The organism is Streptomyces sp. NBC_01429 (assembly GCF_036231945.1).
Classification (GTDB): Bacteria; Actinomycetota; Actinomycetes; order Streptomycetales; family Streptomycetaceae; genus Streptomyces.
Genome location: NZ_CP109599.1, coordinates 4,768,204 through 4,788,848, shown reverse-complemented (window position 1 = coordinate 4,788,848; position 20,645 = coordinate 4,768,204). Strand labels below are relative to the sequence as shown.

Sequence of the window (20,645 nt, the reverse complement as noted above, 5' to 3'; positions counted from 1 at the left end):
AGGGCGACCACCCGACTGGGTGATCGCCCTTCGCGTCAACGCTGCGCCTCACGGCGCCGGGACCGTCTCCGTACGCCAGGATCCCCTCAGGGGGCCTCTCAGCGGCCGGTGACGGGCCCGCGTGGGGTTACTTGACCTCGACGGAGGCGCCGGCGCCCTTGAGGGCCTCGGCGGCCTTGTCGGCGGCGGCCTTGTCGACCTTCTCGACGACGGGCTTCGGGGCGCCGTCCACGAGGTCCTTGGCCTCCTTGAGGCCCAGCGAGGTCAGCTCACGCACGACCTTGATGACCTGGATCTTCTTCTCGCCGGCACCCGTGAGGATGACGTCGAACTCGTCCTGGACCTCTTCGGCCTCGACGGCGGCGGCAGCGCCACCGGCGGCGGCAGCGGCGACCGGGGCGGCGGCCGTGACGTCGAACTTCTCCTCGAAGGCCTTCACGAAGCCGGAGAGCTCGATGAGGGTCATGTCCTCGAACTGCGCGAGCAGCTCGTCCTGGGTGAGCTTCGCCATGATGGCGGTCCTTCCACTATTCGGCTGGTGCCGTATGTACAGTTCCGCGGGCGTACCGGCCCGCTGTGGCCGACCGAGCGTGATTACTCGGAGTCGGCCTCGACGGGGGCCGGCGTACCGGCACCGTCCTGCTCTTCCTTCTGGGCACGAAGAGCTTCCGCGGTGCGGACGAACTTCGACGGAAGCGCCTGGAAGAGCGCGGCAGCCTGCGACTGCTTGCCCTTCATGGCTCCGGCCAGCTTGGCGAGCAGAACCTCACGGGACTCGAGGTCCGCGAGCTTCTTGATCTCATCGGCGGTCAGCGCCTTACCGTCAAGGACACCGCCCTTGATGATGAGATTCGGGTTGTCCTTGGCGAAGTCACGAAGACCCTTCGCCGACACCACCGGGTCACCGGTGACGAAGGCAACCGCCGTCGGACCCGCGAACAGGTCGTCCAGCGTGTTGATCCCGGCCTCGTTGGCCGCGATCTTGGTCAGCGTGTTCTTCACCACGGCGTACTGGGCGTTCTCACCGAGAGAACGGCGCAGCTCCTTGAGCTGCGCCACGGTGAGACCCCGGTACTCGGTCAGCACAGCGGCATTCGAGCTGCGGAACTTGTCCGTCAGCTCGGCTACCGCGGCAGCCTTGTCGGGCCTTGCCATGAGCGTCGGCCTCCTTCCGGGTGATGAGGACCGCTCAGAAGGGGCTGGGCAAAACGAAACGCCCCGGCGCAGGCGCACGGGGCGTAGCTCAACCGAATGGAATCCGGGAGCTTTCCACAGTCACCTGCGCAGGTCGTCCGCAGCTAGCGGATCCTTCGGCCACCGCACCCTCTTGCGAGGACGCGGCAACGACCAGCGGTCTTTGGCTTCTGGGGAAGACTACGTGAGGACGGGCGCCTCCGGCAAATCAGCCGGTCAGCTCCCTTCGGCCCCGCTCATCATCTCGCCGAGGTCGGCCACCTCGGAGGCCGGCGGGGCCTTGATCTCGACCGGCTTGTTGTACTCGCCGAACTTGACCGTCATGTCGAGCGGCCCGGACTCCGTGGTCGCCCGGGTACGGAACTGCTTGGTGAGGTCGTCCCCGTCGATCCACATGTCCATCGTGAGCTTCTCGATGCCCATGTCCTCGTACGCCTTGAGGCTCTTCTCGCGCTTCTTCTTCGTCTCGGCGTCGAGGCCCTTCAGCTCCGCCTTCATGGCGCTGAGCGGGAGGGAGCCCTGGTAGTGCGTGGTCTTGACCCCGTCGACGGTCTCCTCGCCGACCCTCTTCAGGTCCTTGGCGAGGGCGAGGGAAGCGGACTCGGCGGCCGGGTTGCGGTCCACCTGGCTGGACAGCCCGCCGAGCGGGTTCTCGCCGCCGGCGGCGGACATGTCGTCGAGAGAGCCCATGGGGAACTTGATCCAGCGCTTGCCGTCCATCTCCGGATCGGCCGCGGCGCTGTCACCCCCCATGTACATGCCGTCGGAGGTGAGCAGGATCTCGATCTCCTCCTTCTCGCCCTCCGACTCGCCCGCCATCTTCATCCGCATGGCCGGCGGCTTCACGCTCATCGCCACGTCGCCCGAGACGGTCCCCTCACCCGGGACCTTCCCCTCCATCGTGTAGGAGAGAGAGGTGATCTTCTCGTTCTTGCCGGCGGCCCGCTTGATGGCGGCCGCCGGGGTCATCTCGACCGACGACGAGGAGACGGAAGGCGACGAGGAAGCCGAGTCGGCGGAGTCCGAGGACGAACAGGCCACGGTGGAACAGAGCAGCAAGCCGCCGAGCGCGGTCACCGCGGCGGTCCGGTACATCGAGTTCATGATTCCCCCCACAGGAATGACACAGGTGTTTCAGATGTCCCGTGACTGTACCGCCTGCCTCGGACAGTGCCCTCCGGATACCCCCGCGCCGGAACGAGCCGGTCCCCGCACCTCCGGAGAGGTACGGGGACCGGCTGCGTGCCTGCGGTGCGACCCGCGACTGCCGTCAGTGTCAGACGGCGGCCGGGTCCTCCTCGACGAGGAGGTTACGGGTGCGGTTGGCGTCCAGCGGGATGCCGGGGCCCATCGTGGTGGCCAGTGTGGCCTTCTTGATGTAGCGGCCCTTGGCGGCGGACGGCTTCAGACGGAGGATCTCCTCCAGCGCCGCCGCGTAGTTCTCGACCAGCTTCGTCTCGTCGAAGGAAACCTTGCCGATGATGAAGTGCAGGTTCGAGTGCTTGTCGACGCGGAACTCGATCTTGCCGCCCTTGATGTCGTTGACAGCCTTGGTGACATCGGGGGTGACGGTGCCGGTCTTCGGGTTCGGCATCAGACCACGCGGGCCGAGGACGCGGCCGAGACGGCCGACCTTGCCCATGAGGTCCGGGGTGGCGACGACGGCGTCGAAGTCCAGACGGCCCTTCGAAACCTCGTCGATCAGTTCGTCGGCGCCGACGATGTCGGCGCCCGCGGCACGCGCGGCCTCGGCGCGGTCACCGGTCGCGAAGACCAGGACCCGGGCGGTCTTGCCGGTGCCGTGCGGGAGGTTCACGGTGCCACGGACCATCTGGTCGGCCTTGCGCGGGTCGACGCCCAGCCGCATGGCCACCTCGACGGTGCCGTCGAACTTGGTGGCGGTGGTGTCCTTGGCGATACGGACGGCCTCGAGCGGGGCGTAGTTACGCTCCCGGTCGATCTTGGCCTCCGCGCCACGGAGTGCCTTGCTGCGCTTCACTTCGTCTCCTGGGGGTTCATCGCGTGTGGAGTTCGTGGTCCGGACCGCGCATGGTCCTGCCACTGGGTGGTGCTGCCCGGACGGGTCAGCCCTCGACCGTGACGCCCATGGAACGGGCGGTGCCGGCGATGATCTTCTCGGCGGCGTCCAGGTCGTTGGCGTTGAGGTCGGGCATCTTCGTGGTGGCGATCTCACGCACCTGGTCGCGGGTGAGCTTCGCGACCTTCTTGACGTGCGGCTCGCCGGAGCCCTTGTCCACACCCGCGGCCTTGAGGATCAGCTTCGCGGCCGGCGGCGTCTTCGTGATGAAGGTGAAGGAGCGGTCCTCGTAGACCGTGATCTCCACCGGCACGACCATGCCACGCTGCGACTCGGTCGCGGCGTTGTAGGCCTTGCAGAACTCCATGATGTTGACGCCGTGCTGACCCAGCGCGGGGCCGACCGGCGGAGCCGGGTTGGCCGCGCCGGCCTTGATCTGGAGCTTGATAAGCCCCGTGATCTTCTTCTTCTTGGGAGGCATTGCTCTCTCCGGGTCCTAGTGAGAGTTTTCGGCCGCCATCCGGTCATCCGGACGGAGGCATACCGCACAACGATAACGGGTATAGCTGCACGGCCAAAAACCGACAGGTCAGACAGCTGTCGGAGCCTGTCTGACCTGTCGGAAGCTGCGGGGCGAACTCGGTCCTGGGGTCGGACTCAGTTCTTCTGGATCTGGTCGAAGCTCAGCTCGACCGGGGTCTCGCGACCGAAGATCTCCACCAGGCCCTTGACCTTCTTCGAGTCCGCGTTGATCTCGTTGATGGTCGCCTGGAGCGTGGCGAACGGACCGTCGGTGACGGTGACCGAGTCGCCGACCTCGAAGTCCAGCACCTGGACCTCGACCTTGCGGGACGGAGCCGGCTTGCCCTCGGCCTCGGCGGCCTCGCGCGCCGCCTTCTCCTCGGCCTCCGGGGCGAGCATCTTGACGATCTCGTCCAGGGTCAGCGGGTACGGGTCGTAGGCGTTGCCCACAAAGCCGGTGACGCCGGGGGTGTTGCGGACGACGCCCCAGGACTCGTTCGTCAGATCCATGCGCACCAGGACGTAGCCCGGGAGCTTGTTCTGGCGAACGTTCTTGCGCTCGCCGTTCTTGATCTGGACGATCTCTTCCTCGGGGACCTCGGCCTGGTAGACGAACTCCTCGACGTTCAGCGAGACGGCGCGCTGCTCCAGGTTGGCCTTGACGCGCTTCTCGTAGCCCGCGTAGGTGTGGATCACGTACCACTCGCCGGGCAGCGTGCGCAGCTCTTCACGGAGGGCCTCGACCGGGTCGACCGCGGGAGCCGCGGTCTCGTCCTCGGTGTCCTCGTCCGTGTCGCCGGCCTCGGCCTCGACAGCGGCGTCCGTGTCGTCGTCGGCGTCCGACTCCGTATCGGCCGCTTCGTCGGCGTCCCGCTCGTCGGCCTCGGGGTGGACAGCGGCCTCCTCGGCCGGCTCGCCCGCGGCGATGTCAGCGGCTTCGGCCTGGTCTGGCTCGACAGCGTCCGCCGCCTCGACGATGCCGGTTTCGTCCTCTCGGGACTCCACCGACTCGCTGGCGTCGTTCAGTTTCGGGTCAGACACGGTGGCTGCTTCTTCCTGGCTCAATGGGTGGAACACGCGAAAGGGGCGCCGCACCGGGCGCCCTTCGCGGGATCAGCCGAAGACGTACTTGATTGCTTGCTGGAAGCCATAGTCAATCACGGTCACCAGACCGATCATGACGACCACGAAGACAATCACGACTGTCGTGTACGTCGTCAGCTGGCTACGAGTCGGCCAGACGACCTTGCGCAGCTCTGCGACGATCTGGCGGTAGAAGAGTGCGAGGCGGCCCAGAGGGCCCTTCTTGCCTCGCTTGCCACCCTTACGGGGCTTCTTCGACTCGGCGGACTCATCGTCGGCATCAGGCTTGTCGATGGAGCCCACGGCGTCCGTCACGCTCTCTCACCTGATTCCGGGTCGTGACCGTGCCGCGCCCGGGGGAGCCGCACGGCGATGCATTGAATGTACGTACATGCGCACACACCCTGGCGAAGGTGTGTGTAGCAGGGCCGGAGGGACTTGAACCCCCAACCGCTGGTTTTGGAGACCAGTGCTCTACCAATTGAGCTACGACCCTTTGTGTTTTCCCCAACCTACCGCATCCAACCGGGTGCACGGAGTGCCCGGTACGGACCTGGCTGCTGAAGGCCAACGACGAGTGAGTGTACGTGTTCACGGGCCGTGCGTCGAACAGCTTCCCCGGGACGTGCCCAGGAAGGCTTCCCGGCGCCGCCCGTCTCCGCCGGCACGCGGCACCCGCGTGAGCCGCTCCCCCTCCCGTCCTTCTCTCATCCTTTTATGTGTCCATCCGACGAAACCTACGTGCCGCCGAGGTTTCGGGTCTGGGACCATGGGCTTCATGAGCGCTGCAACCCCTCCCACCGAGCGCCGGGTCTCCGCGCGCGTCGGCGCGATCTCCGAGTCCGCGACCCTCGCCGTGGACGCCAAGGCGAAGGCCCTCAAGGCCGCCGGGCGTCCGGTGATCGGCTTCGGCGCCGGTGAGCCCGACTTCCCGACGCCCGGCTACATCGTCGAGGCCGCCGTCGAGGCCTGCCGCACCCCCAAGTACCACCGGTACACGCCGGCCGGCGGGCTCCCCGAGCTGAAGGCCGCCATCGTCGCGAAGACGAAGCGGGACTCTGGCTACGAGATCGAGCCGGCCCAGGTCCTGGTGACCAACGGCGGCAAACAGGCGATCTACGAGGCGTTCGCGGCGATCCTCGACCCGGGCGACGAGGTCATCGTCCCGGCGCCGTACTGGACGACGTACCCGGAGTCGATCCGGCTGGCCGGCGGCGTGCCGGTCGAGGTCGTGGCCGACGAGACCACGGGCTACCGGGTCTCCGTCGAGCAGCTGGAGGCGGCCCGTACGGAGCGTACGAAGGTCGTCCTCTTCGTCTCCCCGTCCAACCCGACGGGCGCCGTCTACAGCGCGGCCGACACCGAGGCGATCGGCCGCTGGGCCCTGGAGCACGGACTCTGGGTCCTGACGGACGAGATCTACGAGCACCTCGTCTACGGCGACACCGCCTTCACCTCGCTGCCCTCCGTCGTCCCCGAGCTGCGCGACAAGTGCGTCGTGGTCAACGGCGTCGCGAAGACCTACGCCATGACCGGCTGGCGGGTGGGCTGGATCGTCGGCCCCAAGGACGTCGTCAAGGCCGCGACCAACCTCCAGTCGCACGCCACGTCCAACGTCTCCAACGTCGCGCAGGTCGCCGCCATCGCGGCGCTCACCGGTGACCTCACCGCCGTCGCCGAGATGCGGACCGCCTTCGTCCGGCGCCGCCGGACGATCGTGCGCATGCTCAACGAGATCGACGGCGTCCTCTGCCCGGAGCCCGAGGGCGCGTTCTACGTGTACCCGTCGGTGAAGGCCCTGCTCGGCAAGGAGATCCGCGGCAAGCGCCCCCGGACCTCGGTCGAGCTGGCCACGCTGATCCTGGACGAGGCCGAGGTCGCGGTCGTCCCGGGCGAGGCGTTCGGTACGCCGGGCTACCTGCGGCTGTCGTACGCGCTGGGCGACGAGGACCTGGCGGAGGGCGTCGCGCGGATGCGGAAGCTGCTGGGCGAGGCCCAGGACTGACCCTGCTCACTCAATTGAGTGGGCTGAGAACGGGCTTCCGGTGCCGACCGGAAGCCCGTTTTTGCGTTCGGACAAGACCAGGATCGGGGAAAGTGGCTGCCGCTCCGCCGATCCGTGCGGCAGGATCTACGGATGGAGAGCACCATCCCCCGCGATCTCAGCCTGCTGCCCAAGGCTCATCTGCATCTGCACTTCACCGGCTCGATGCGCCCGACCACCCTGCTGGAACTCGCCGACAAGTACGGCGTCCACCTCCCCGACGCCCTCACCGGCGGCGAGCCGCCCAAGCTGCGCGCCACCGACGAGCGCGGCTGGTTCCGCTTCCAGCGGCTGTACGACATCGCCCGGTCCTGTCTGCGCTCGCCCGAGGACATCCAGCGGCTGGTGCGCGAGGCCGCCGAGGAGGACGTACGGGACGGCTCCGGCTGGCTGGAGATCCAGGTCGACCCCACCTCGTACGCCCCGCACCTGGGCGGACTGATCCCCGCCATGGAAGTCATCCTGGACGCCGTGGACGCGGCCTCCAGGGACACCGGCCTCGGGATGCGCGTCCTGGTCGCGGCGAACCGGATGAAGCATCCACTGGAGGCGAGGACCCTGGCCCGGCTCGCGGTGCGCTACGCGGACCGGGGCATCGTCGGCTTCGGGCTCTCCAACGACGAGCGCCGGGGCATGGCCAGGGACTTCGACCGGGCCTTCGCGATCGCCAGGGACGGCGGGCTGCTGGCCGCGCCGCACGGCGGCGAGCTGACGGGCCCCGCCTCCGTGCGGGACTGCCTGGACGATCTGAGCGCGTCCCGGATCGGGCACGGCGTACGGGCCGCCGAGGACCCGAAGCTGCTGCGCAGGCTCGCCGAGCGCGGGGTGACCTGCGAGGTCTGCCCGGCCTCCAATGTGGCGCTGGGCGTCTACGAGAAGCCGGAGGACGTTCCGCTGCGGACGCTGTTCGACGCCGGGGTCCCGATGGCGCTGGGCGCGGACGACCCGCTGCTGTTCGGCTCCCGGCTGGCCGCCCAGTACGAGCTGGCCAGGCGGCACCAGGGCTTCACCGACGCCGAACTGGCCGAGCTGGCCCGTCAGTCGGTACGGGGCTCGGCGGCGCCGGCGGACGTGCGGGACAAGCTGCTCGCGGGCATCGACGCCTGGCTGGCCGCCTGAACGCGGGTTGTCCGGCCGGACAACCCGCTACAGGCTGACGCCCACCGTCACTGGCTCGTTGACCAGGGTGATCCCGAAGGCCGCGTGGACCCCGGCGACCACCTCGCGCGCCAGCGCGAGCAGGTCCTCGGTGGTCGCCGCGCCCCGGTTGGTCAGGGCGAGGGTGTGCTTGGTGGAGATCCGGGCCGGGCCCGTGCCGTACCCCTTGGTGAAGCCCGCCTTGTCGATCAGCCAGGCGGCGGAGGTCTTCGTACGCCCCTCCCCCTCGGGAAATCCGGGCGGCGTCACGTCGTCGCCCAGGCGGGCCCGCGCGCGGGCGACGAAGTCCGCGAACTGGCCCTCGGTGAGGATCGGGTTGGTGAAGAAGGAGCCGGCCGACCAGGTGTCGTGGTCCTCGGGGTCCAGCACCATGCCCTTGCCCGCGCGCAGCTTCAGCACGGTGTCGCGGGCGGTGGCGGCGTCCACCCGGTCGCCGGGCGCGACACCGAGGACGCGGGCGGTCTCCGCGTACTTCAGGGGGGCGGAGAGACCGCCCGCGTCCTCAAGGCCGAAGCGGACCCGCAGCACGACCCAGCGGCCCGGGTGCTGCTTGAAGCGGCTGTGGCGGTACGCGAAGCCGCAGTCGGCGTTCGTGAGGGTGACGCGCTCGCGGGCGACGCGGTCGTAGGCGACGACCTCCGTGATGGTGCTGGACACCTCCTGGCCGTACGCGCCGACGTTCTGGATCGGGGTGGCGCCGGCCGAGCCGGGGATCCCGGCGAGGCACTCGACGCCCGCGAGGCCCGCCTCGACCGTGCGGGCCACCGCGTCGGTCCAGACCTCGCCGGCGGCCAGCTCCAGGGCGGTGCCGTCGAGGGCGAAGCCCTTGGTCGCGATGCGCAGGGCGGTGCCGTCGAAGCCCTTGTCCCCGATGATCAGATTGCTGCCGCCGCCGATGATCAGCAGCGGGGTGGCGGAGTCGTCCGCCTCGCGTACGGCGGCGATCACTTCCTCGTCCGTGGTGGCCGTGACCAGCCGGGCCGCGGGGCCGCCGAGGCGGAAGGTGGTCAGGGGGGCGAGGGGGGCATCGTGGAGTTCCTGCACGGGGACAAGAGTACGGTCCGGCCCCGCGCGCGTTCCTCCGCGCGGGGCCGGACCGCGGTCGGGTCGGCGGCGCTCAGGCCACGGTGGTCAGGTCGCGCCGGTCCGCCTCCCCCTTCTTCTCCCCCTCGGCCTCGGCCGGTCCGCGCGCGCCCCGGCCCGGGATGAGCAGCGCCGCGAGCGCCACGGCTCCGGCGCCGATCCACAGGGCGGGGACCGTGCCGTCGACGAAGGTGTCGGGGCTGTCGTACCCGCCGCGCGCGGCGAAGACCGCGCCGAGGACGGCGACGCCGAGCGCGCCGCCGACCTCGCGCAGGGCGTTGTTGGTCCCGGAGGCGATGCCCTGTTCGGTGGTGCGGACGCTGGACATGACGAGGCTGGCGGCCGGGGCGAAGTACAGGCCCATGCCGATGCCGCTGATGATCAGGGGCGGCAGCTGGGCCGCGTACGACAGGTCGGGCCCGAGGACCTGGGCGAACCAGGCCAGTCCGACGGCCTGGAGCGCCAGCCCGGTGGCCACGACGGGACGGCCGCCGATCCGGTCGGAGACGAGACCGGCGATCGGCGAGACGAGGAGCGGCATCGCGGTCCAGGGCAGCATCCGCACCCCCGCCTCGGTGGGGCTGTAGCCGACGACCGCCTGGAGGAACTGGCTGAGCAGGAAGATCGAGCCGAACATGCCGAGGAACATCAGCAGACTCGCGGCGTTGATCCCGGAGAAGGCGCGGTCCTTGAACAGCCGCATGGGCAGCATGGCGTCCGGGCGGCGCAGTCCGTGCCGCACGAAGGCGACGAGCAGCGCGGTGCCGGCGAACAGGCCCAGCAGGACGGTGACGCTGGTCCAGCCGTCCTCGTTGGCGTTGACGAGCGCGTAGACGATGCCGAAGAGGCCGCCGCTGATGAGGAGCGTGCCGGGGATGTCGAGGCGGGCGCCGGGCGCGGACGACTCGGCCAGCCGGAGCCGGGCGAGCGGCAGCAGGACGAGTCCTATGGGGACGTTGAGCCAGAAGATCCAGTGCCAGGACAGGTGTTCGGTGAGCGATCCGCCGACGAGCGGGCCGCTGGCGACGGCGAGGCCGGTGATGGCGCCGAAGACGCCGAGGGCCGCGCCGCGCCGTTCGGCGGGGACGGCGGCGGTGAGCAGGGTGAGCGTGAGGGGCATCATGCTCGCCGCCCCGACGCCCTGGACGGCCCGGGCGGCGATCAGGGCATCGATGCCGGACGAGAGGGCCGCGGCGGCGGAGGCGCCGGTGAAGACCGTGAGGCCGGCCATGAAGAGCCTGCACCATGTCAAGCGCTTACGTACGGAAGGGGCGAGCCGGGAAACGCGTAAGGGGCGCCCGCAATGGCGGGCGCCCCTTACGCGGCAGGGGACCGAAGCCTCCCGCCGTGTCTCAGCCGAGCTGGACGACGGCGCGGGACATGCCCAGCACCTTCTGCCCGGCGCTCATGGCCGTCAGGTCCACCCGGACCCGGCTGTCGTCCAGCTTCGCCCCGACCTTGGCGCTGACCTCGACCAGCGCGCCCTCGTCGTCGTTGGGCACCACGACGGGCTTGGTGAAGCGGACGCCGTACTCGACGACGGCTCCCGGGTCGCCCGCCCAGTCCGTGACCACCCGGATCGCCTCGGCCATGGTGAACATGCCGTGCGCGATGACGTCCGGGAGCCCGACGTCCTTGGCGAACTTCTCGTTCCAGTGGATCGGGTTGAAGTCCCCGGAGGCGCCCGCGTACCGCACCAGCGTCGCCCGGGTGATGGGGAAGCTCTGGGCCGGCAGCTCCGTGCCGACCTCGACGTCGTCGTAACCGATCTTCGCGGTCATCGCCCTCACGCCCCCTCGGCGGCACGCGCCACCAGCTTGGTCCACGCGGTCACGACATGGGCGCCGGACTCGTCGTGCACATCGCCCCGGACATCGATGATGTCGTTCCCCGCGAGGGACTTGATCGCCTCGATGGTCGAGGTGACGGTCAGCCGGTCCCCCGCCCGTACGGGACGCGTGTACGCGAACTTCTGGTCGCCGTGCACCACCCGGCTGTAGTCGAGACCCAGCTGCGGGTCGGCGATCACCACACCCGCTGCCTTGAACGTGATCGCGAACACAAAGGTCGGCGGGGCGATCAGATCGGTGTGCCCGAGCGCCTTCGCGGCCTCCGGATCGCTGTATGCCGGATTGGGGTCCCCCACCGCCTCGGCGAACTCGCGGATCTTCTCCCGGCCGACCTCGTACGGCGCGGTGGGCGGATAGCTCCGCCCCACGAAGGACTGATCGAGCGCCACGACTCGCTCCCTCCTGATGTACCTGATGTGATGTCCCCGATACCGGGGACCACAAGAATGCCCGTTCGTACGGCCTCGACGGACACGGCCCCGGGGACTACGGCACCCGGGCACCGGCACCGGGGACCAGGGCTCCCGAGTCGCGGCGGCACAACGACGCGAGGCCGTCCCCACAGAGGGGACGGCCTCGCGTACGAGCCTGATTCAGCGCGTTTCGCGGTGCGCGGTGTGCGAGTTGCAGCGCGGGCAGTGCTTCTTCATCTCAAGACGGTCCGGGTTGTTACGCCGGTTCTTCTTGGTGATGTAGTTCCGCTCCTTGCACTCCACGCAGGCCAGCGTGATCTTCGGGCGGACGTCGGTGGCAGCCACGTGAGTGCTCCTTGGACGGACAACGGATGAACGGATGAACGCATAAAAGAGTAGCCGATCGAAGGACCGACCCCACAATCGGCTACTTTTGTGTAGCGGTGACCGGACTTGAACCGGTGACACAGCGATTATGAGCCGCTTGCTCTACCGACTGAGCTACACCGCTTCGATGTTGGATCTCCTCGCCCGAAGGCGAGGATCACCGAACATCTGAGCCCCAATACGGAATCGAACCGTAGACCTTCTCCTTACCATGGAGACGCTCTACCGACTGAGCTATTGGGGCGAGCGATGAAGACATTACACGGTCGGTTGCCGATCGCCCAAATCCGTTTCAACGCCCGCTTCCCCGTGCCTCGCCCCAGTTGTCCCGGGACCGCGCTCGCGTCACAGGGCGGGGCTGAGGCGAGGCAGCGGCGGGGTGATGCGTGGGTTCTGAGGTAGGTCCTGAGTGGGCCCTGGGTGCGTCCTGGGTGGGCTCGCCGGTACGACTATTGCGCTCCTCCGCGAAGCTCGGCCGGGGCGCCCCTAGGCTCGACCCACGCTGCGTGATCCCGCCTGCCGGGCCGGACACACCCCCTCGACCAGGAGCGCGATGCCCGACAGCCAACCGCAGCCGTCCGACGGCGCCACGGCCGATACCACCGCGCTCGTCCTGTGCGGCGCACGTCTCGCCGACGGCAGGACCGTCGACGTACGGCTCGGCGCGGGCCGGATCGAGGCGGTGGGCACGGCCGGCAGCCTCGCCGCCCACGGCACCCGCGTCGATCTCGCGGGCTATCTGCTGCTGCCCGCCCCCGCCGAACCGCACGCCCACGGCGACACCGCGCTCACCGCCGGGGACGGGCCGGTCTCCTACTCCCCCGAGGACGTGCAGCGCCGGGCCACCGAGGCCACCCTGCTCCAGCTGGGGCACGGCGCGACCGCGCTGCGTTCCCACGTACGGATCGGGGACGCGCGGCAGCTGGGGCGGATGGAGGCGGTGCTCCAGGCCCGCCGCTCGCTGCGCGGGCTCGCCGATCTGACCACCGTGGCCGTGCCCCGGCTGCTGACGGGTGTGGCGGGCGCCGACGGGCTCGCGATGCTGCGCGACGCGGTGAAGATGGGCGCGGGGGCGGTGGGCGGCTGCCCCGATCTCGACCCCGATCCGGCCGGCTACGTGGAGGCGGTGCTGAACGTCGCCGCCGAGCACGGCTGCCCCGTGGATCTGCACACGGACGGTGACGATCCGGCCCGGCTGGCGCGGCTGGCCGCCATGGCGGGCGGCATGCGCCAGGGCGTGACGCTCGGGCCGCTCGCGGGGCTGGCGCGGCTGCCCGCCGAGGTCGCGGCCCGCGCGGCGGACCAGCTCGCGGCGGCCGGGGTGACCGTGGTCTGTCTGCCGCAGGGCGCGTGCGGCGGTGTGGAGCGCGCGGGTGATCCGCGCCGTACCCCGCCGCCGGACGCGGAGCGCGGCATCGCTCCCGTACGGCTGCTGCGGTCGGCCGGGGTGCGGGTCGCTGCGGGCGGCGGCGCGCTGCGGGACCTGGCGAACCCGGTGGGGCGCGGGGACCCCCTGGAGTCCGCGTATCTGCTGGCCTCGCGGAGCGGGCTGCGGGCGGTGGACGCGTACGGCACGGTGAGCGCGGCGGCGCGCGCCGCGATGGGGCTGGCCGAGGTGCGGGTGGAGGCGGGTTTCCCGGCCGAGCTGCTGGCCGTGCGCGGGGAGGACGTCGAGGGCGCGCTGTCGCTCGCGTACAGCAGGATCGTCGTCCACCGGGGCCGGGTGGTGGCCCGGACGAGCGCGGTGCGGGAGTACTGCGACTCGGCGGCGGCCGTCGCCCTGGAGCTGCCGCGACAGGGCCGATCGGACCTCGGCGCGTGAGCCGTGCGGGCCCGCGCGGCGTACGGTCGTGACCATGCGAATCGTGATTGCTGGAGGACATGGTCAGATCGCGCTGCGGCTGGAGCGACGGCTCGCCGCGCGCGGACACGGGGTCGCGGGGATCATCCGTGATCCCGGGCAGGCGGACGAACTGCGGGCCTCGGGCGCCGAACCGGTCGTCCTGGACCTGGAGTCGGCCTCGGTGGAGCAGGTGGCCCAGGCACTGGAGGGCACGGACGCGGCGGTCTTCGCCGCGGGCGCGGGCGGCGGCAGCGGAGCGGCCCGCAAGGAGACGGTGGACCGGGGCGCCGCGGTCCTCTTCGCGGACGCGGCGGAGCGCGCGGGGGTACGGCGGTTCGTGGTCGTCTCCTCGATGGGCGCGGACCCCGACCACGAGGGCGACGAGGTCTTCGACGCGTACCAGCGCGCGAAGGGCGCGGCGGACGCTTACGTACGGTCAAGGACCGCGCTCGACTGGACGATTCTGCGGCCGGGACAGCTGACGGACGACGCGGGCACCGGTCTTGTCTCGCTGGCGGAGTCAACGGGGCGCGGTGCGGTGCCCCGTGACGATGTGGCGGCTGTCCTGCTGGAGCTGCTGGAGACCCCGGAGACGGCCGGGCTGACGCTGGAGCTGATCAGCGGGACGGTGCCGGTGGCGGACGCGACGAAGGCCGTGGCCGGGCCCCGTTCCTGACCCCGGCGCCGGAGCCCCGGTCACAGCCCGCGCCCCGGTCCCGGCCGGGGTGCGGGGCCGCCCCTCTTCGGCGCGGGCATACGAAGACGGCCCCTGATCCGCGTTTCCGTGGATCAGGGGCCGTCCGTATCGCGTGGCGGCGCCAGGATTCGAACCTGGGAAGGCTAAGCCGGCGGATTTACAGTCCGCTCCCATTGGCCACTCGGGCACACCGCCATGGGATATCGCTGCCGTCCGGATACTCCGCCGGTGGGCGGCGCTCCTTGGCAACGACGTAAACAATACCCGATGCCCGGGGGTGCTCCGCCACTGGATTGATCAGCGCTGGAGGCGGGCGCGGGTGACTAGGCTTTGCGCCAGCGGTCGGTGGTGTCCGGTCGCGCGGCGAGCATGCGCCGGGCACCCCCGCCGACACCCCACAGCACCCCACAGCACCGATGACAAGGAGCCACAGGACATGGCCGACTCCAGTTTCGACATCGTCTCGAAGGTCGAGCGGCAGGAGGTCGACAACGCCCTCAACCAGGCCGCGAAGGAGATCTCGCAGCGCTACGACTTCAAGAACGTCGGCGCCTCGATCGACTGGTCCGGCGAGAAGATCCTGATGCAGGCGAACTCCGAGGAGCGCGTCTCCGCGATCCTCGACGTCTTCCAGTCCAAGCTGATCAAGCGCGGGATCTCGCTGAAGGCGCTGGACGCCGGCGAGCCGCAGCTGTCCGGCAAGGAGTACAAGATCTTCGCCTCGATCGAGGAAGGCATCTCCCAGGACAACGCCAAGAAGGTCGCGAAGTTCATCCGCGACGAGGGCCCCAAGGGCATCAAGGCGCAGGTCCAGGGCGACGAGCTGCGGGTCAGCTCCAAGAGCCGTGACGACCTGCAGACCGTGATCTCCCTGCTCAAGGGCCAGGACTTCGACTTCGCGCTGCAGTTCGTCAACTACCGGTGACCAAGGTGGTACGGGGACGGAGCGGCCGGACCGCTCCCGTTCCCGTACCCCTGGCGTTCCCGTGCCCGTTCCCGCCGGTCAGCGGGATCGCGAGTGGCCGAAGAGCACCCGGTACACGATGAGCAGGATGAGCGCTCCGCCGATGGCCGCGGCCCAGGTGGCGGCGTCGAAGAAGTTCGCGTTGATGGGGTGGTCGAGCCAACGGGAGGACACCCAGCCCCCGATGAAGGCTCCCGCGATACCGATGAGCGTGGTGCCGATGATCCCGCCGGGGTCCCGGCCGGGGAGCAGAATCTTGGCGACGGCTCCGGCGAGCAGTCCGAGAATGATCCAACCGATGATGCTCATGCCCTGAGCCCTGCCTTTCGTGCTGTGTGACCGGGAAGACGTCGTGGAGACGGGCGACGGTTGCGCAAATCGGCAACCTATGGCGCGTACACAGGAACCCACAGGAACTGCGCCCGTGATGCCGGCCCGGCTGATGATCGATCGGTTACCCAGCATCCAGTGGCACACACGCGCGGTGCGGCCGGTTCAGGGGCGAAGCAGGGTTCAGGACGCGGCGGGCTCAGGGGGGAACCAGGGTTCTCCCCTGTTTCGTCTCACGCGGTCAAGGCCGGATAATTGAGCTGGGCAGCAGCTCACGGCCATCTCGCGGAAGGCAAATGATCATGAAGCTCATCGAGCTGATCCTCAACGTCCTGTGGCTGGTGTTCTGCGGCATCTGGATGGCGATCGGCTACGTCATCGCGGCTGCCATCTGCTTCGTCCTGATCGTGACGATCCCGTTCGGCGTCGCCTCGCTGCGCATCGCCGGCTACGTGCTGTGGCCCTTCGGGCGCACCACGGTCGAGCGCCCCGACGCCGGGGCGCCGTCCTTCATCGGGAACATCATCTGGGTGGTCTTCGCCGGCTGGTGGCTGGCCCTCGGCCACCTGCTCACCAGCATCCCGCTGTTCATCTCGATCATCGGCATCCCGTTCGGCTGGGCCAACCTGAAGCTGATCCCGATCTCGCTGATGCCGTTGGGCCGGGAAGTCGTGTCGACGGACGAGCGCTTCGGGGCCCGCTGACCGTCGGGCCGCCGGCCGGCCGGGTGCGGGCCCGGTCGCTCACGGCCGGGGGGGAGCGCCCGCCATCCGCTCCAGCCGGGCGATGCGCTCCGCCATCGGCGGGTGCGTGGAGAACAGCTTCGAGACCTCGCCGGGCCGGAACGGGTTGGCGATCATCATGTGGCTCGCGGTCTCGATCCGGGGCTCGGGCGGCAGCGGAAGCTGCCGCGTCCCGGCCTCCAGTTTGCGCAGCGCGCTGGCGAGGGCGAGCGGGTCACCGGTGAGCTGCGCGCCGGAGGCGTCGGCCTCGTACTCGCGCGAGCGGCTCACCGCCAGCTGGATGACGGAGGCCGCGAGGGGGCCCAGGATCATGATGAGCAGCATGCCGAAGAGGCCGGGGCCGTCATCGTCGTCGGAGCGGCCGATGGGGATGAGCCAGGCGAAGTTCACCAGGAACATCACCACGGAGGCGAGCGCCCCGGCGACCGACGAGATCAGGATGTCGCGGTTGTAGACATGGCTCAGCTCATGGCCGAGGACCCCGCGCAGCTCGCGCTCGTCGAGGATCTGGAGGATCCCCTCCGTGCAGCAGACGGCGGCGTTGCGCGGATTGCGGCCGGTGGCGAACGCGTTGGGCGCCTGGGTCGGTGAGATGTACAGCCGCGGCATGGGCTGGCGGGCCGCCGTCGAGAGTTCGCGGACGATCCGGTAGAGCTGCGGTGCCTCGAACTCGCTGACCGGGCGGGCGCGCATGGCGCGCAGGGACAGCTTGTCGCTGTTCCAGTAGGAGTACGCGTTGGTGCCGAGCGCCACGACGAGCGCGATGATCAGGCCCGTTCGGCCGAAGAAGCTGCCGATCGCGATGATGAGCGCTGAGAGCCCTCCGAGGAGGACGGCGGTCTTCAGCCCGTTGTGCCGGCGGTGCACGGTACGCCCTCCAAGTGGTGCGGCAGGGGAACCCTTCGCTGGGGCCTGCCCGGCCGGTCTCAACCGGGCGGACAGAACCTGGTGCTGCTCAGCTCCACTCTCCAGTGGACCCTTCCGTACTGGTCAACGCCAGGCGAGCGGTACGGGTTCCCCGGTGCGTCCGGGCGGGGCGGGGGCCGTGCCGCCCCGCCCCGACGGCGTCAGAAGAGGCTGACTCCGGCGAAGCGCAGCACCAGCTGGGGCGCTCCGGACAGCACGATCCCGGCGACGGCCGTCAGGGCGATGGCGACGGTGAGGGCGGGCGCCGGGGCGGCGGAGACGACGGCCCCGCCGGGGGTGACGGCCGCGGTGTTCCCGGCGGCCGGCTCCTCCTGTCCCTCGGGGGCGCGGAAGAGGACGGCCGTCCACCGGAGGTAGTAGTAGAGCGCGATCACGACGTTGACGGCCATGACGACGGCCAGCCAGCCGAGACCGGCGTCGACGGCGGCGGAGAAGACGGTGACCTTGGCGAACAGGCCGATGATCCCCGGGGGCAGTCCGGCCAGGCAGAGCAGGAAGAAGGCCATCGCGAGGGCGGCGAGCGGCCGTCGCGCGTACAGGCCCTGGTAGTCGGAGAGGCGGTTGAGGCGGTGGTTACGGGCCACCAGGGCGACGACGGCGAAGGCGCCGAGGTTCACGACGGCGTACATCAGGGCGTACGCGACGGTGGAGCCGATCCGCCGCTCGCCCGCGTACCCGGCGGAGGCGATCGGGACCAGGAGGTAGCCCGCCTGTCCGACGGACGACCAGGCGAGCAGCCGTACCGCGCTCCGCGCGCGCGTGGCCGACTGCCGCAGCGCGGCCACGTTGCCGACGGTCATGGTGAGCGCGGCGAGGACAGCGAGGAGCGGGCCCCACACCGTCCCGTACGAGGGGAACGCGACGACGGTCACCAGGATGAGCCCCGAGAAACCGACCGCCTTCCCGACGACGGACAGATAAGCGGCGATGGGCAGGGGCGCGCCCACATAGGTGTCGGGGACCCAGAAGTGGAACGGCGCGGCGGCCGTCTTGAAGGCGAAGCCGACGAGGGTGAGGGCGACGCCCGCCTTGGCGAGCGTCTCCAGCGGGCCGGACACGTCGTACAGGCGCTCGGCGACCTCGCCGAGGTGCAGGGTGCCGGTGGAGGCGTAGACGAAGCTGACGCCCAGCAGCATCACCGCGGTCGCGGTGACCGAGGAGAGGAAGAACTTCAGCGCCGCTTCGGAGGAGAGCCGGTCCCCGTGCCTGAGCCCGACCAGGGCGAAGGCGGGCAGGGAGGCGACTTCGAGGGCGACGACCAGGGTGGCGAGGTCGCGGGAGGCGGGCAGCAGGGCCGCGCCGGCGGCCGAGGCGAGCAGGAGGAACCAGTACTCCCCTACGGGGAGTTCCTTCGTGTCCGCGAGGGAGAGCAGGACGGTGAGCAGCGCTCCGCCGAGCACCAGCGCCTGGATGACGAGGGTGAAGTGGTCGGCGGTGTAGCTGCACACGTCGGCATTGGTGGTGAGGCAGAACGTCTTGTGGCCGCCGTCGCGCAGTGGTACGAGCGCCAGCAGCGCGAGGGCGAGGCCGGCGATGGCGATCCCGCCGAGCAGGGGCTTGCGGCGGGCCGGTACGAAGAGGTCGGCGACCAGGACGATCAGGGCGACCGCCGCCGTGAGGGTGGGAGGCGCGATCGCCCACCAGTCGACGGACTGGACGAGGCTGGCGGCGCTCTCGGCGGCCACGGTCACGACTTGCCTCCTGCGAGGAGCTTCTGCACGGCCGGGTCGGTGAGGCCGAGGAGGACCGCGGGCCAGAGTCCGGCGATGACGGTCAGGGCGGCGAGCGGGGACCAGGAGGCGATCTCGTAGGTCTGGATGTCGGCGAAGCGGACCGGTGCGCGCCGCGGGCCGGTTCCGGCCGTGGTGTCGGCCGCGGGTGCCCCTGCCGACGCCTCCGCCGGTTCCGGCTCGGGCTCGGGCGGTTTCACCCCCATGCACACCCGGCGTACGACGATCAGAAGGTACGCGGCGGTGAGGAGCGTCCCGAATCCGGCGATGGCCATGAAGGTGAGGAAGGCGGGGCGGCTGAGCCCTTCCGCCGGGTTGAACGCGCCGAACATGGTGAGCATCTCGCCCCAGAATCCGGCGAGTCCGGGCAGTCCGAGGGAGGCGACGGCGGCGAAGGCGAGCAGCCCGCCGAGGCGTGGCGCGCGGCCGTAGAGCGCGGCGCCGGTCGCCCCGGCGAGGGTGTCGAGGTCGGCGGTGCCGTAACGGTCCTTGAGGGCGCCGACCAGGAAGAACAGCAGGCCGGTGATGAGTCCGTGGGCGATGTTGGCGAAGAGCGCGCCGTTGACTCCGGTGGGGGTCATGCTCGCGATGCCGAGCAGCACGAAGCCCATGTGGCCGACGGAGGAGTAGGCGATCAGCCGCTTGAGGTCCCCGCCCGCGCCCTCCCTGGCCAGCGCGAGGCAGGCCAGGGAGCCGTAGATGATCCCGGCGACCGCGAGGGCCGCGAGGTAGGGGGCGAAGGTGCGCATGCCGTCGGGGGCGACCGGCAGGACGATACGGACGAATCCGTACGTTCCCATCTTGAGCAGTACCCCGGCGAGGAGGACGGAGCCGACGGTGGGGGCGGCGGTGTGGGCGTCAGGAAGCCAGCTGTGCAGCGGCCACATCGGGGTCTTCACCGCGAGCCCGAGGCCGATCGCGAGAACGGCGGTGACCTGCACGGACGTACTGAGTCCGGCGCCGTTGTCAGTGGCGAGTGCCACCATGTCGAAAGTGCCCGCGTTGAGCCCGATGAGCAGGAGGCCGAGCAGCATGATCACGGAGCCGAGCAGGGTGTAGAGGATGAACTTCAGGGCGGCGGCCCGCCTGCCGCCCGGTACGCCTTCCGAGCCGCCCCAGCGGGCGATCAGGAAGTACATCGGGATCAGCACCATCTCGAAGGCGAGGAAGAAGAGCAGCAGGTCGAGGACGGCGAAGGTGGCGAGTGTGCCGGACTCCAGGACGAGGATCAGGGCGACGAATGCCTTGGGCGAGGCGCCGTTGGCCCGCGGCGTCGGCCGCTGGTGTCCCTGCTTGAAGTAGCTGTAGAGCGCGCACAGGAAGGTCAGGAGCGCGGTCAGGACCAGAAGGGGGAGGGAGATGCCGTCGACGCCGAGGTGGATCCGCACGTTGAGTGCCGCGATCCAGCTGATGTCCGTGGTGGCCTGCATCCTGGACGCGTGGTCGCGGTCGAAGCCGAGGGCCAGGACGACCGTGGCGAGGAGGACCGCTCCGGTCACGGTGACGCCGTGGCGCAGTACGGCCTGGTCGGGGCTCCTGCCCCGGAGTCCGGGCGGGGCAGGCAGCAGCGCGGCGACGGCGCCGACGAGCGGCACGACGAGGATCAACGCGAGAAGGAACTGCATCACGGATTCACTGA

Annotated in this window: 22 protein-coding genes and 4 tRNA genes; 6 read left to right on the top strand and 20 right to left on the bottom strand. The window is 70.1% G+C overall.

The window, feature by feature from the left end:
* Positions 1-127: 127 nt before the first annotated feature.
* From rplL to OG627_RS20965, 8 genes are all read right to left on the bottom strand, one after another.
* Positions 128-511 carry a 50S ribosomal protein L7/L12 gene (rplL, locus tag OG627_RS21000; RefSeq protein ID WP_329067342.1) on the bottom strand — a complete coding sequence of 128 codons (384 nt, stop codon included), beginning with the start codon at positions 509-511 and terminating at the stop codon, positions 128-130.
* Positions 512-594: 83 nt separating this feature from the next.
* Positions 595-1,155 (bottom strand): 50S ribosomal protein L10, encoded by a 561-nt coding sequence (gene rplJ, locus OG627_RS20995; protein WP_329067340.1) that lies wholly within the window; start codon positions 1,153-1,155, stop codon positions 595-597.
* Between the two features lie 255 nt (positions 1,156-1,410).
* Positions 1,411-2,298 (bottom strand): DUF1396 domain-containing protein, encoded by an 888-nt coding sequence (locus OG627_RS20990; RefSeq protein WP_329067338.1) that lies wholly within the window; start codon positions 2,296-2,298, stop codon positions 1,411-1,413.
* Positions 2,299-2,470: 172 nt separating this feature from the next.
* On the bottom strand, positions 2,471-3,193 hold the full coding sequence (rplA, locus tag OG627_RS20985; RefSeq protein WP_329067337.1) for a 50S ribosomal protein L1: 723 nt from the start codon (positions 3,191-3,193) through the stop codon (positions 2,471-2,473).
* 85 nt (positions 3,194-3,278) lie between these two features.
* Complete coding sequence (gene rplK, locus OG627_RS20980; protein ID WP_329067335.1) at positions 3,279-3,713, bottom strand: 50S ribosomal protein L11; 435 nt, start codon at positions 3,711-3,713, stop codon at positions 3,279-3,281.
* Positions 3,714-3,889: 176 nt separating this feature from the next.
* Positions 3,890-4,795, bottom strand: a complete 906-nt coding sequence (gene nusG, locus OG627_RS20975) for a transcription termination/antitermination protein NusG (protein WP_329067333.1) — start codon at positions 4,793-4,795, stop codon at positions 3,890-3,892.
* Between the two features lie 72 nt (positions 4,796-4,867).
* Positions 4,868-5,152, bottom strand: coding sequence for a preprotein translocase subunit SecE (gene secE, locus OG627_RS20970; protein WP_114622197.1), 285 nt, complete (start codon positions 5,150-5,152; stop codon positions 4,868-4,870).
* Positions 5,153-5,260: 108 nt separating this feature from the next.
* Positions 5,261-5,333, bottom strand: a tRNA-Trp gene (locus OG627_RS20965).
* 282 nt (positions 5,334-5,615) lie between these two features.
* Between OG627_RS20965 and OG627_RS20960 the strand changes: the two genes are divergently transcribed.
* Positions 5,616-6,842, top strand: a complete 1,227-nt coding sequence (locus OG627_RS20960; protein ID WP_329067329.1) for a pyridoxal phosphate-dependent aminotransferase — start codon at positions 5,616-5,618, stop codon at positions 6,840-6,842.
* Positions 6,843-6,974: 132 nt separating this feature from the next.
* Positions 6,975-8,000, top strand: a complete 1,026-nt coding sequence (locus tag OG627_RS20955) for an adenosine deaminase (protein ID WP_329067327.1) — start codon at positions 6,975-6,977, stop codon at positions 7,998-8,000.
* Between the two features lie 27 nt (positions 8,001-8,027).
* Here the strand turns inward: OG627_RS20955 and OG627_RS20950 are convergent, their stop codons facing one another.
* The 7 genes from OG627_RS20950 to OG627_RS20920 all read right to left on the bottom strand — a co-directional run bounded on the left by OG627_RS20950 (position 8,028) and on the right by OG627_RS20920 (position 12,016).
* Positions 8,028-9,083: a UDP-N-acetylmuramate dehydrogenase gene (locus tag OG627_RS20950; RefSeq protein ID WP_329067326.1), complete on the bottom strand. Its 1,056-nt coding sequence runs from the start codon at positions 9,081-9,083 to the stop codon at positions 8,028-8,030.
* Between the two features lie 73 nt (positions 9,084-9,156).
* Complete coding sequence (locus tag OG627_RS20945; protein ID WP_329067324.1) at positions 9,157-10,374, bottom strand: DHA2 family efflux MFS transporter permease subunit; 1,218 nt, start codon at positions 10,372-10,374, stop codon at positions 9,157-9,159.
* Between the two features lie 100 nt (positions 10,375-10,474).
* Positions 10,475-10,903 (bottom strand): MaoC family dehydratase, encoded by a 429-nt coding sequence (locus OG627_RS20940; RefSeq protein ID WP_329067322.1) that lies wholly within the window; start codon positions 10,901-10,903, stop codon positions 10,475-10,477.
* Positions 10,904-10,908: 5 nt separating this feature from the next.
* On the bottom strand, positions 10,909-11,361 hold the full coding sequence (locus tag OG627_RS20935) for a MaoC family dehydratase N-terminal domain-containing protein (RefSeq protein WP_329067320.1): 453 nt from the start codon (positions 11,359-11,361) through the stop codon (positions 10,909-10,911).
* 204 nt (positions 11,362-11,565) lie between these two features.
* Entirely contained in the window at positions 11,566-11,730 is a 165-nt protein-coding gene (rpmG, locus tag OG627_RS20930) for a 50S ribosomal protein L33 (protein WP_003956487.1), read from the bottom strand.
* Between the two features lie 93 nt (positions 11,731-11,823).
* Positions 11,824-11,896: transfer RNA gene (locus OG627_RS20925), tRNA-Met, on the bottom strand.
* A 47-nt stretch (positions 11,897-11,943) separates the two neighbouring features.
* Positions 11,944-12,016 (bottom strand) — tRNA-Thr (locus OG627_RS20920).
* A gap of 309 nt (positions 12,017-12,325) precedes the next feature.
* Here OG627_RS20920 and OG627_RS20915 point away from each other — a divergent pair.
* Positions 12,326-13,594 (top strand): amidohydrolase family protein, encoded by a 1,269-nt coding sequence (locus tag OG627_RS20915; RefSeq protein WP_329067318.1) that lies wholly within the window; start codon positions 12,326-12,328, stop codon positions 13,592-13,594.
* A gap of 34 nt (positions 13,595-13,628) precedes the next feature.
* Positions 13,629-14,291, top strand: a complete 663-nt coding sequence (locus OG627_RS20910; protein WP_329067316.1) for an SDR family oxidoreductase — start codon at positions 13,629-13,631, stop codon at positions 14,289-14,291.
* Positions 14,292-14,425: 134 nt separating this feature from the next.
* Here OG627_RS20910 and OG627_RS20905 read toward each other — a convergent pair.
* Positions 14,426-14,507, bottom strand: a tRNA-Tyr gene (locus tag OG627_RS20905).
* A 241-nt stretch (positions 14,508-14,748) separates the two neighbouring features.
* On the opposite strand from OG627_RS20905, the gene OG627_RS20900 reads away from it, so the two are divergent.
* Positions 14,749-15,237 (top strand): YajQ family cyclic di-GMP-binding protein, encoded by a 489-nt coding sequence (locus OG627_RS20900; RefSeq protein WP_329067314.1) that lies wholly within the window; start codon positions 14,749-14,751, stop codon positions 15,235-15,237.
* A gap of 78 nt (positions 15,238-15,315) precedes the next feature.
* Here OG627_RS20900 and OG627_RS20895 read toward each other — a convergent pair whose 3' ends face one another.
* Positions 15,316-15,585, bottom strand: coding sequence for a GlsB/YeaQ/YmgE family stress response membrane protein (locus tag OG627_RS20895; RefSeq protein ID WP_329067311.1), 270 nt, complete (start codon positions 15,583-15,585; stop codon positions 15,316-15,318).
* Between the two features lie 323 nt (positions 15,586-15,908).
* Between OG627_RS20895 and OG627_RS20890 the strand changes: the two genes are divergently transcribed.
* Positions 15,909-16,310 (top strand): YccF domain-containing protein, encoded by a 402-nt coding sequence (locus tag OG627_RS20890; protein ID WP_329072837.1) that lies wholly within the window; start codon positions 15,909-15,911, stop codon positions 16,308-16,310.
* A 39-nt stretch (positions 16,311-16,349) separates the two neighbouring features.
* Here OG627_RS20890 and htpX read toward each other — a convergent pair whose 3' ends face one another.
* The 3 genes from htpX to OG627_RS20875 all read right to left on the bottom strand — a co-directional run bounded on the left by htpX (position 16,350) and on the right by OG627_RS20875 (position 20,631).
* Positions 16,350-17,216, bottom strand: coding sequence for a zinc metalloprotease HtpX (gene htpX / locus OG627_RS20885; RefSeq protein ID WP_329067309.1), 867 nt, complete (start codon positions 17,214-17,216; stop codon positions 16,350-16,352).
* A 200-nt stretch (positions 17,217-17,416) separates the two neighbouring features.
* The gene (locus OG627_RS20880) at positions 17,417-18,967 is read right to left on the bottom strand and encodes an NADH-quinone oxidoreductase subunit N (protein WP_329067307.1); all 1,551 of its coding nucleotides are present in this window, start codon (positions 18,965-18,967) and stop codon (positions 17,417-17,419) included.
* Entirely contained in the window at positions 18,964-20,631 is a 1,668-nt protein-coding gene (locus OG627_RS20875) for a complex I subunit 4 family protein (protein WP_329072835.1), read from the bottom strand. Before OG627_RS20875 ends, OG627_RS20880 begins: the two co-directional genes overlap by 4 nt.
* Positions 20,632-20,645 lie beyond the last annotated feature (14 nt).

Excerpts from the sequence above, each read along its gene's own strand:
- rplL (WP_329067342.1), bottom strand. The coding sequence starts at position 511 with ATGGCGAAGCTCACCCAGGACGAGCTGCTCGCGCAGTTCGAGGACATG.
- rplJ (WP_329067340.1), bottom strand. The coding sequence starts at position 1,155 with ATGGCAAGGCCCGACAAGGCTGCCGCGGTAGCCGAGCTGACGGACAAG.
- OG627_RS20990 (WP_329067338.1), bottom strand. The coding sequence starts at position 2,298 with ATGAACTCGATGTACCGGACCGCCGCGGTGACCGCGCTCGGCGGCTTG.
- rplK (WP_329067335.1), bottom strand. The coding sequence starts at position 3,713 with ATGCCTCCCAAGAAGAAGAAGATCACGGGGCTTATCAAGCTCCAGATC.
- OG627_RS20960 (WP_329067329.1), top strand. The coding sequence starts at position 5,616 with ATGAGCGCTGCAACCCCTCCCACCGAGCGCCGGGTCTCCGCGCGCGTC.
- OG627_RS20955 (WP_329067327.1), top strand. The coding sequence starts at position 6,975 with ATGGAGAGCACCATCCCCCGCGATCTCAGCCTGCTGCCCAAGGCTCAT.
- OG627_RS20940 (WP_329067322.1), bottom strand. The coding sequence starts at position 10,903 with ATGACCGCGAAGATCGGTTACGACGACGTCGAGGTCGGCACGGAGCTG.
- OG627_RS20915 (WP_329067318.1), top strand. The coding sequence starts at position 12,326 with ATGCCCGACAGCCAACCGCAGCCGTCCGACGGCGCCACGGCCGATACC.
- OG627_RS20910 (WP_329067316.1), top strand. The coding sequence starts at position 13,629 with ATGCGAATCGTGATTGCTGGAGGACATGGTCAGATCGCGCTGCGGCTG.
- OG627_RS20900 (WP_329067314.1), top strand. The coding sequence starts at position 14,749 with ATGGCCGACTCCAGTTTCGACATCGTCTCGAAGGTCGAGCGGCAGGAG.
- OG627_RS20895 (WP_329067311.1), bottom strand. The coding sequence starts at position 15,585 with ATGAGCATCATCGGTTGGATCATTCTCGGACTGCTCGCCGGAGCCGTC.
- OG627_RS20890 (WP_329072837.1), top strand. The coding sequence starts at position 15,909 with ATGAAGCTCATCGAGCTGATCCTCAACGTCCTGTGGCTGGTGTTCTGC.
- OG627_RS20875 (WP_329072835.1), bottom strand. The coding sequence starts at position 20,631 with ATGCAGTTCCTTCTCGCGTTGATCCTCGTCGTGCCGCTCGTCGGCGCC.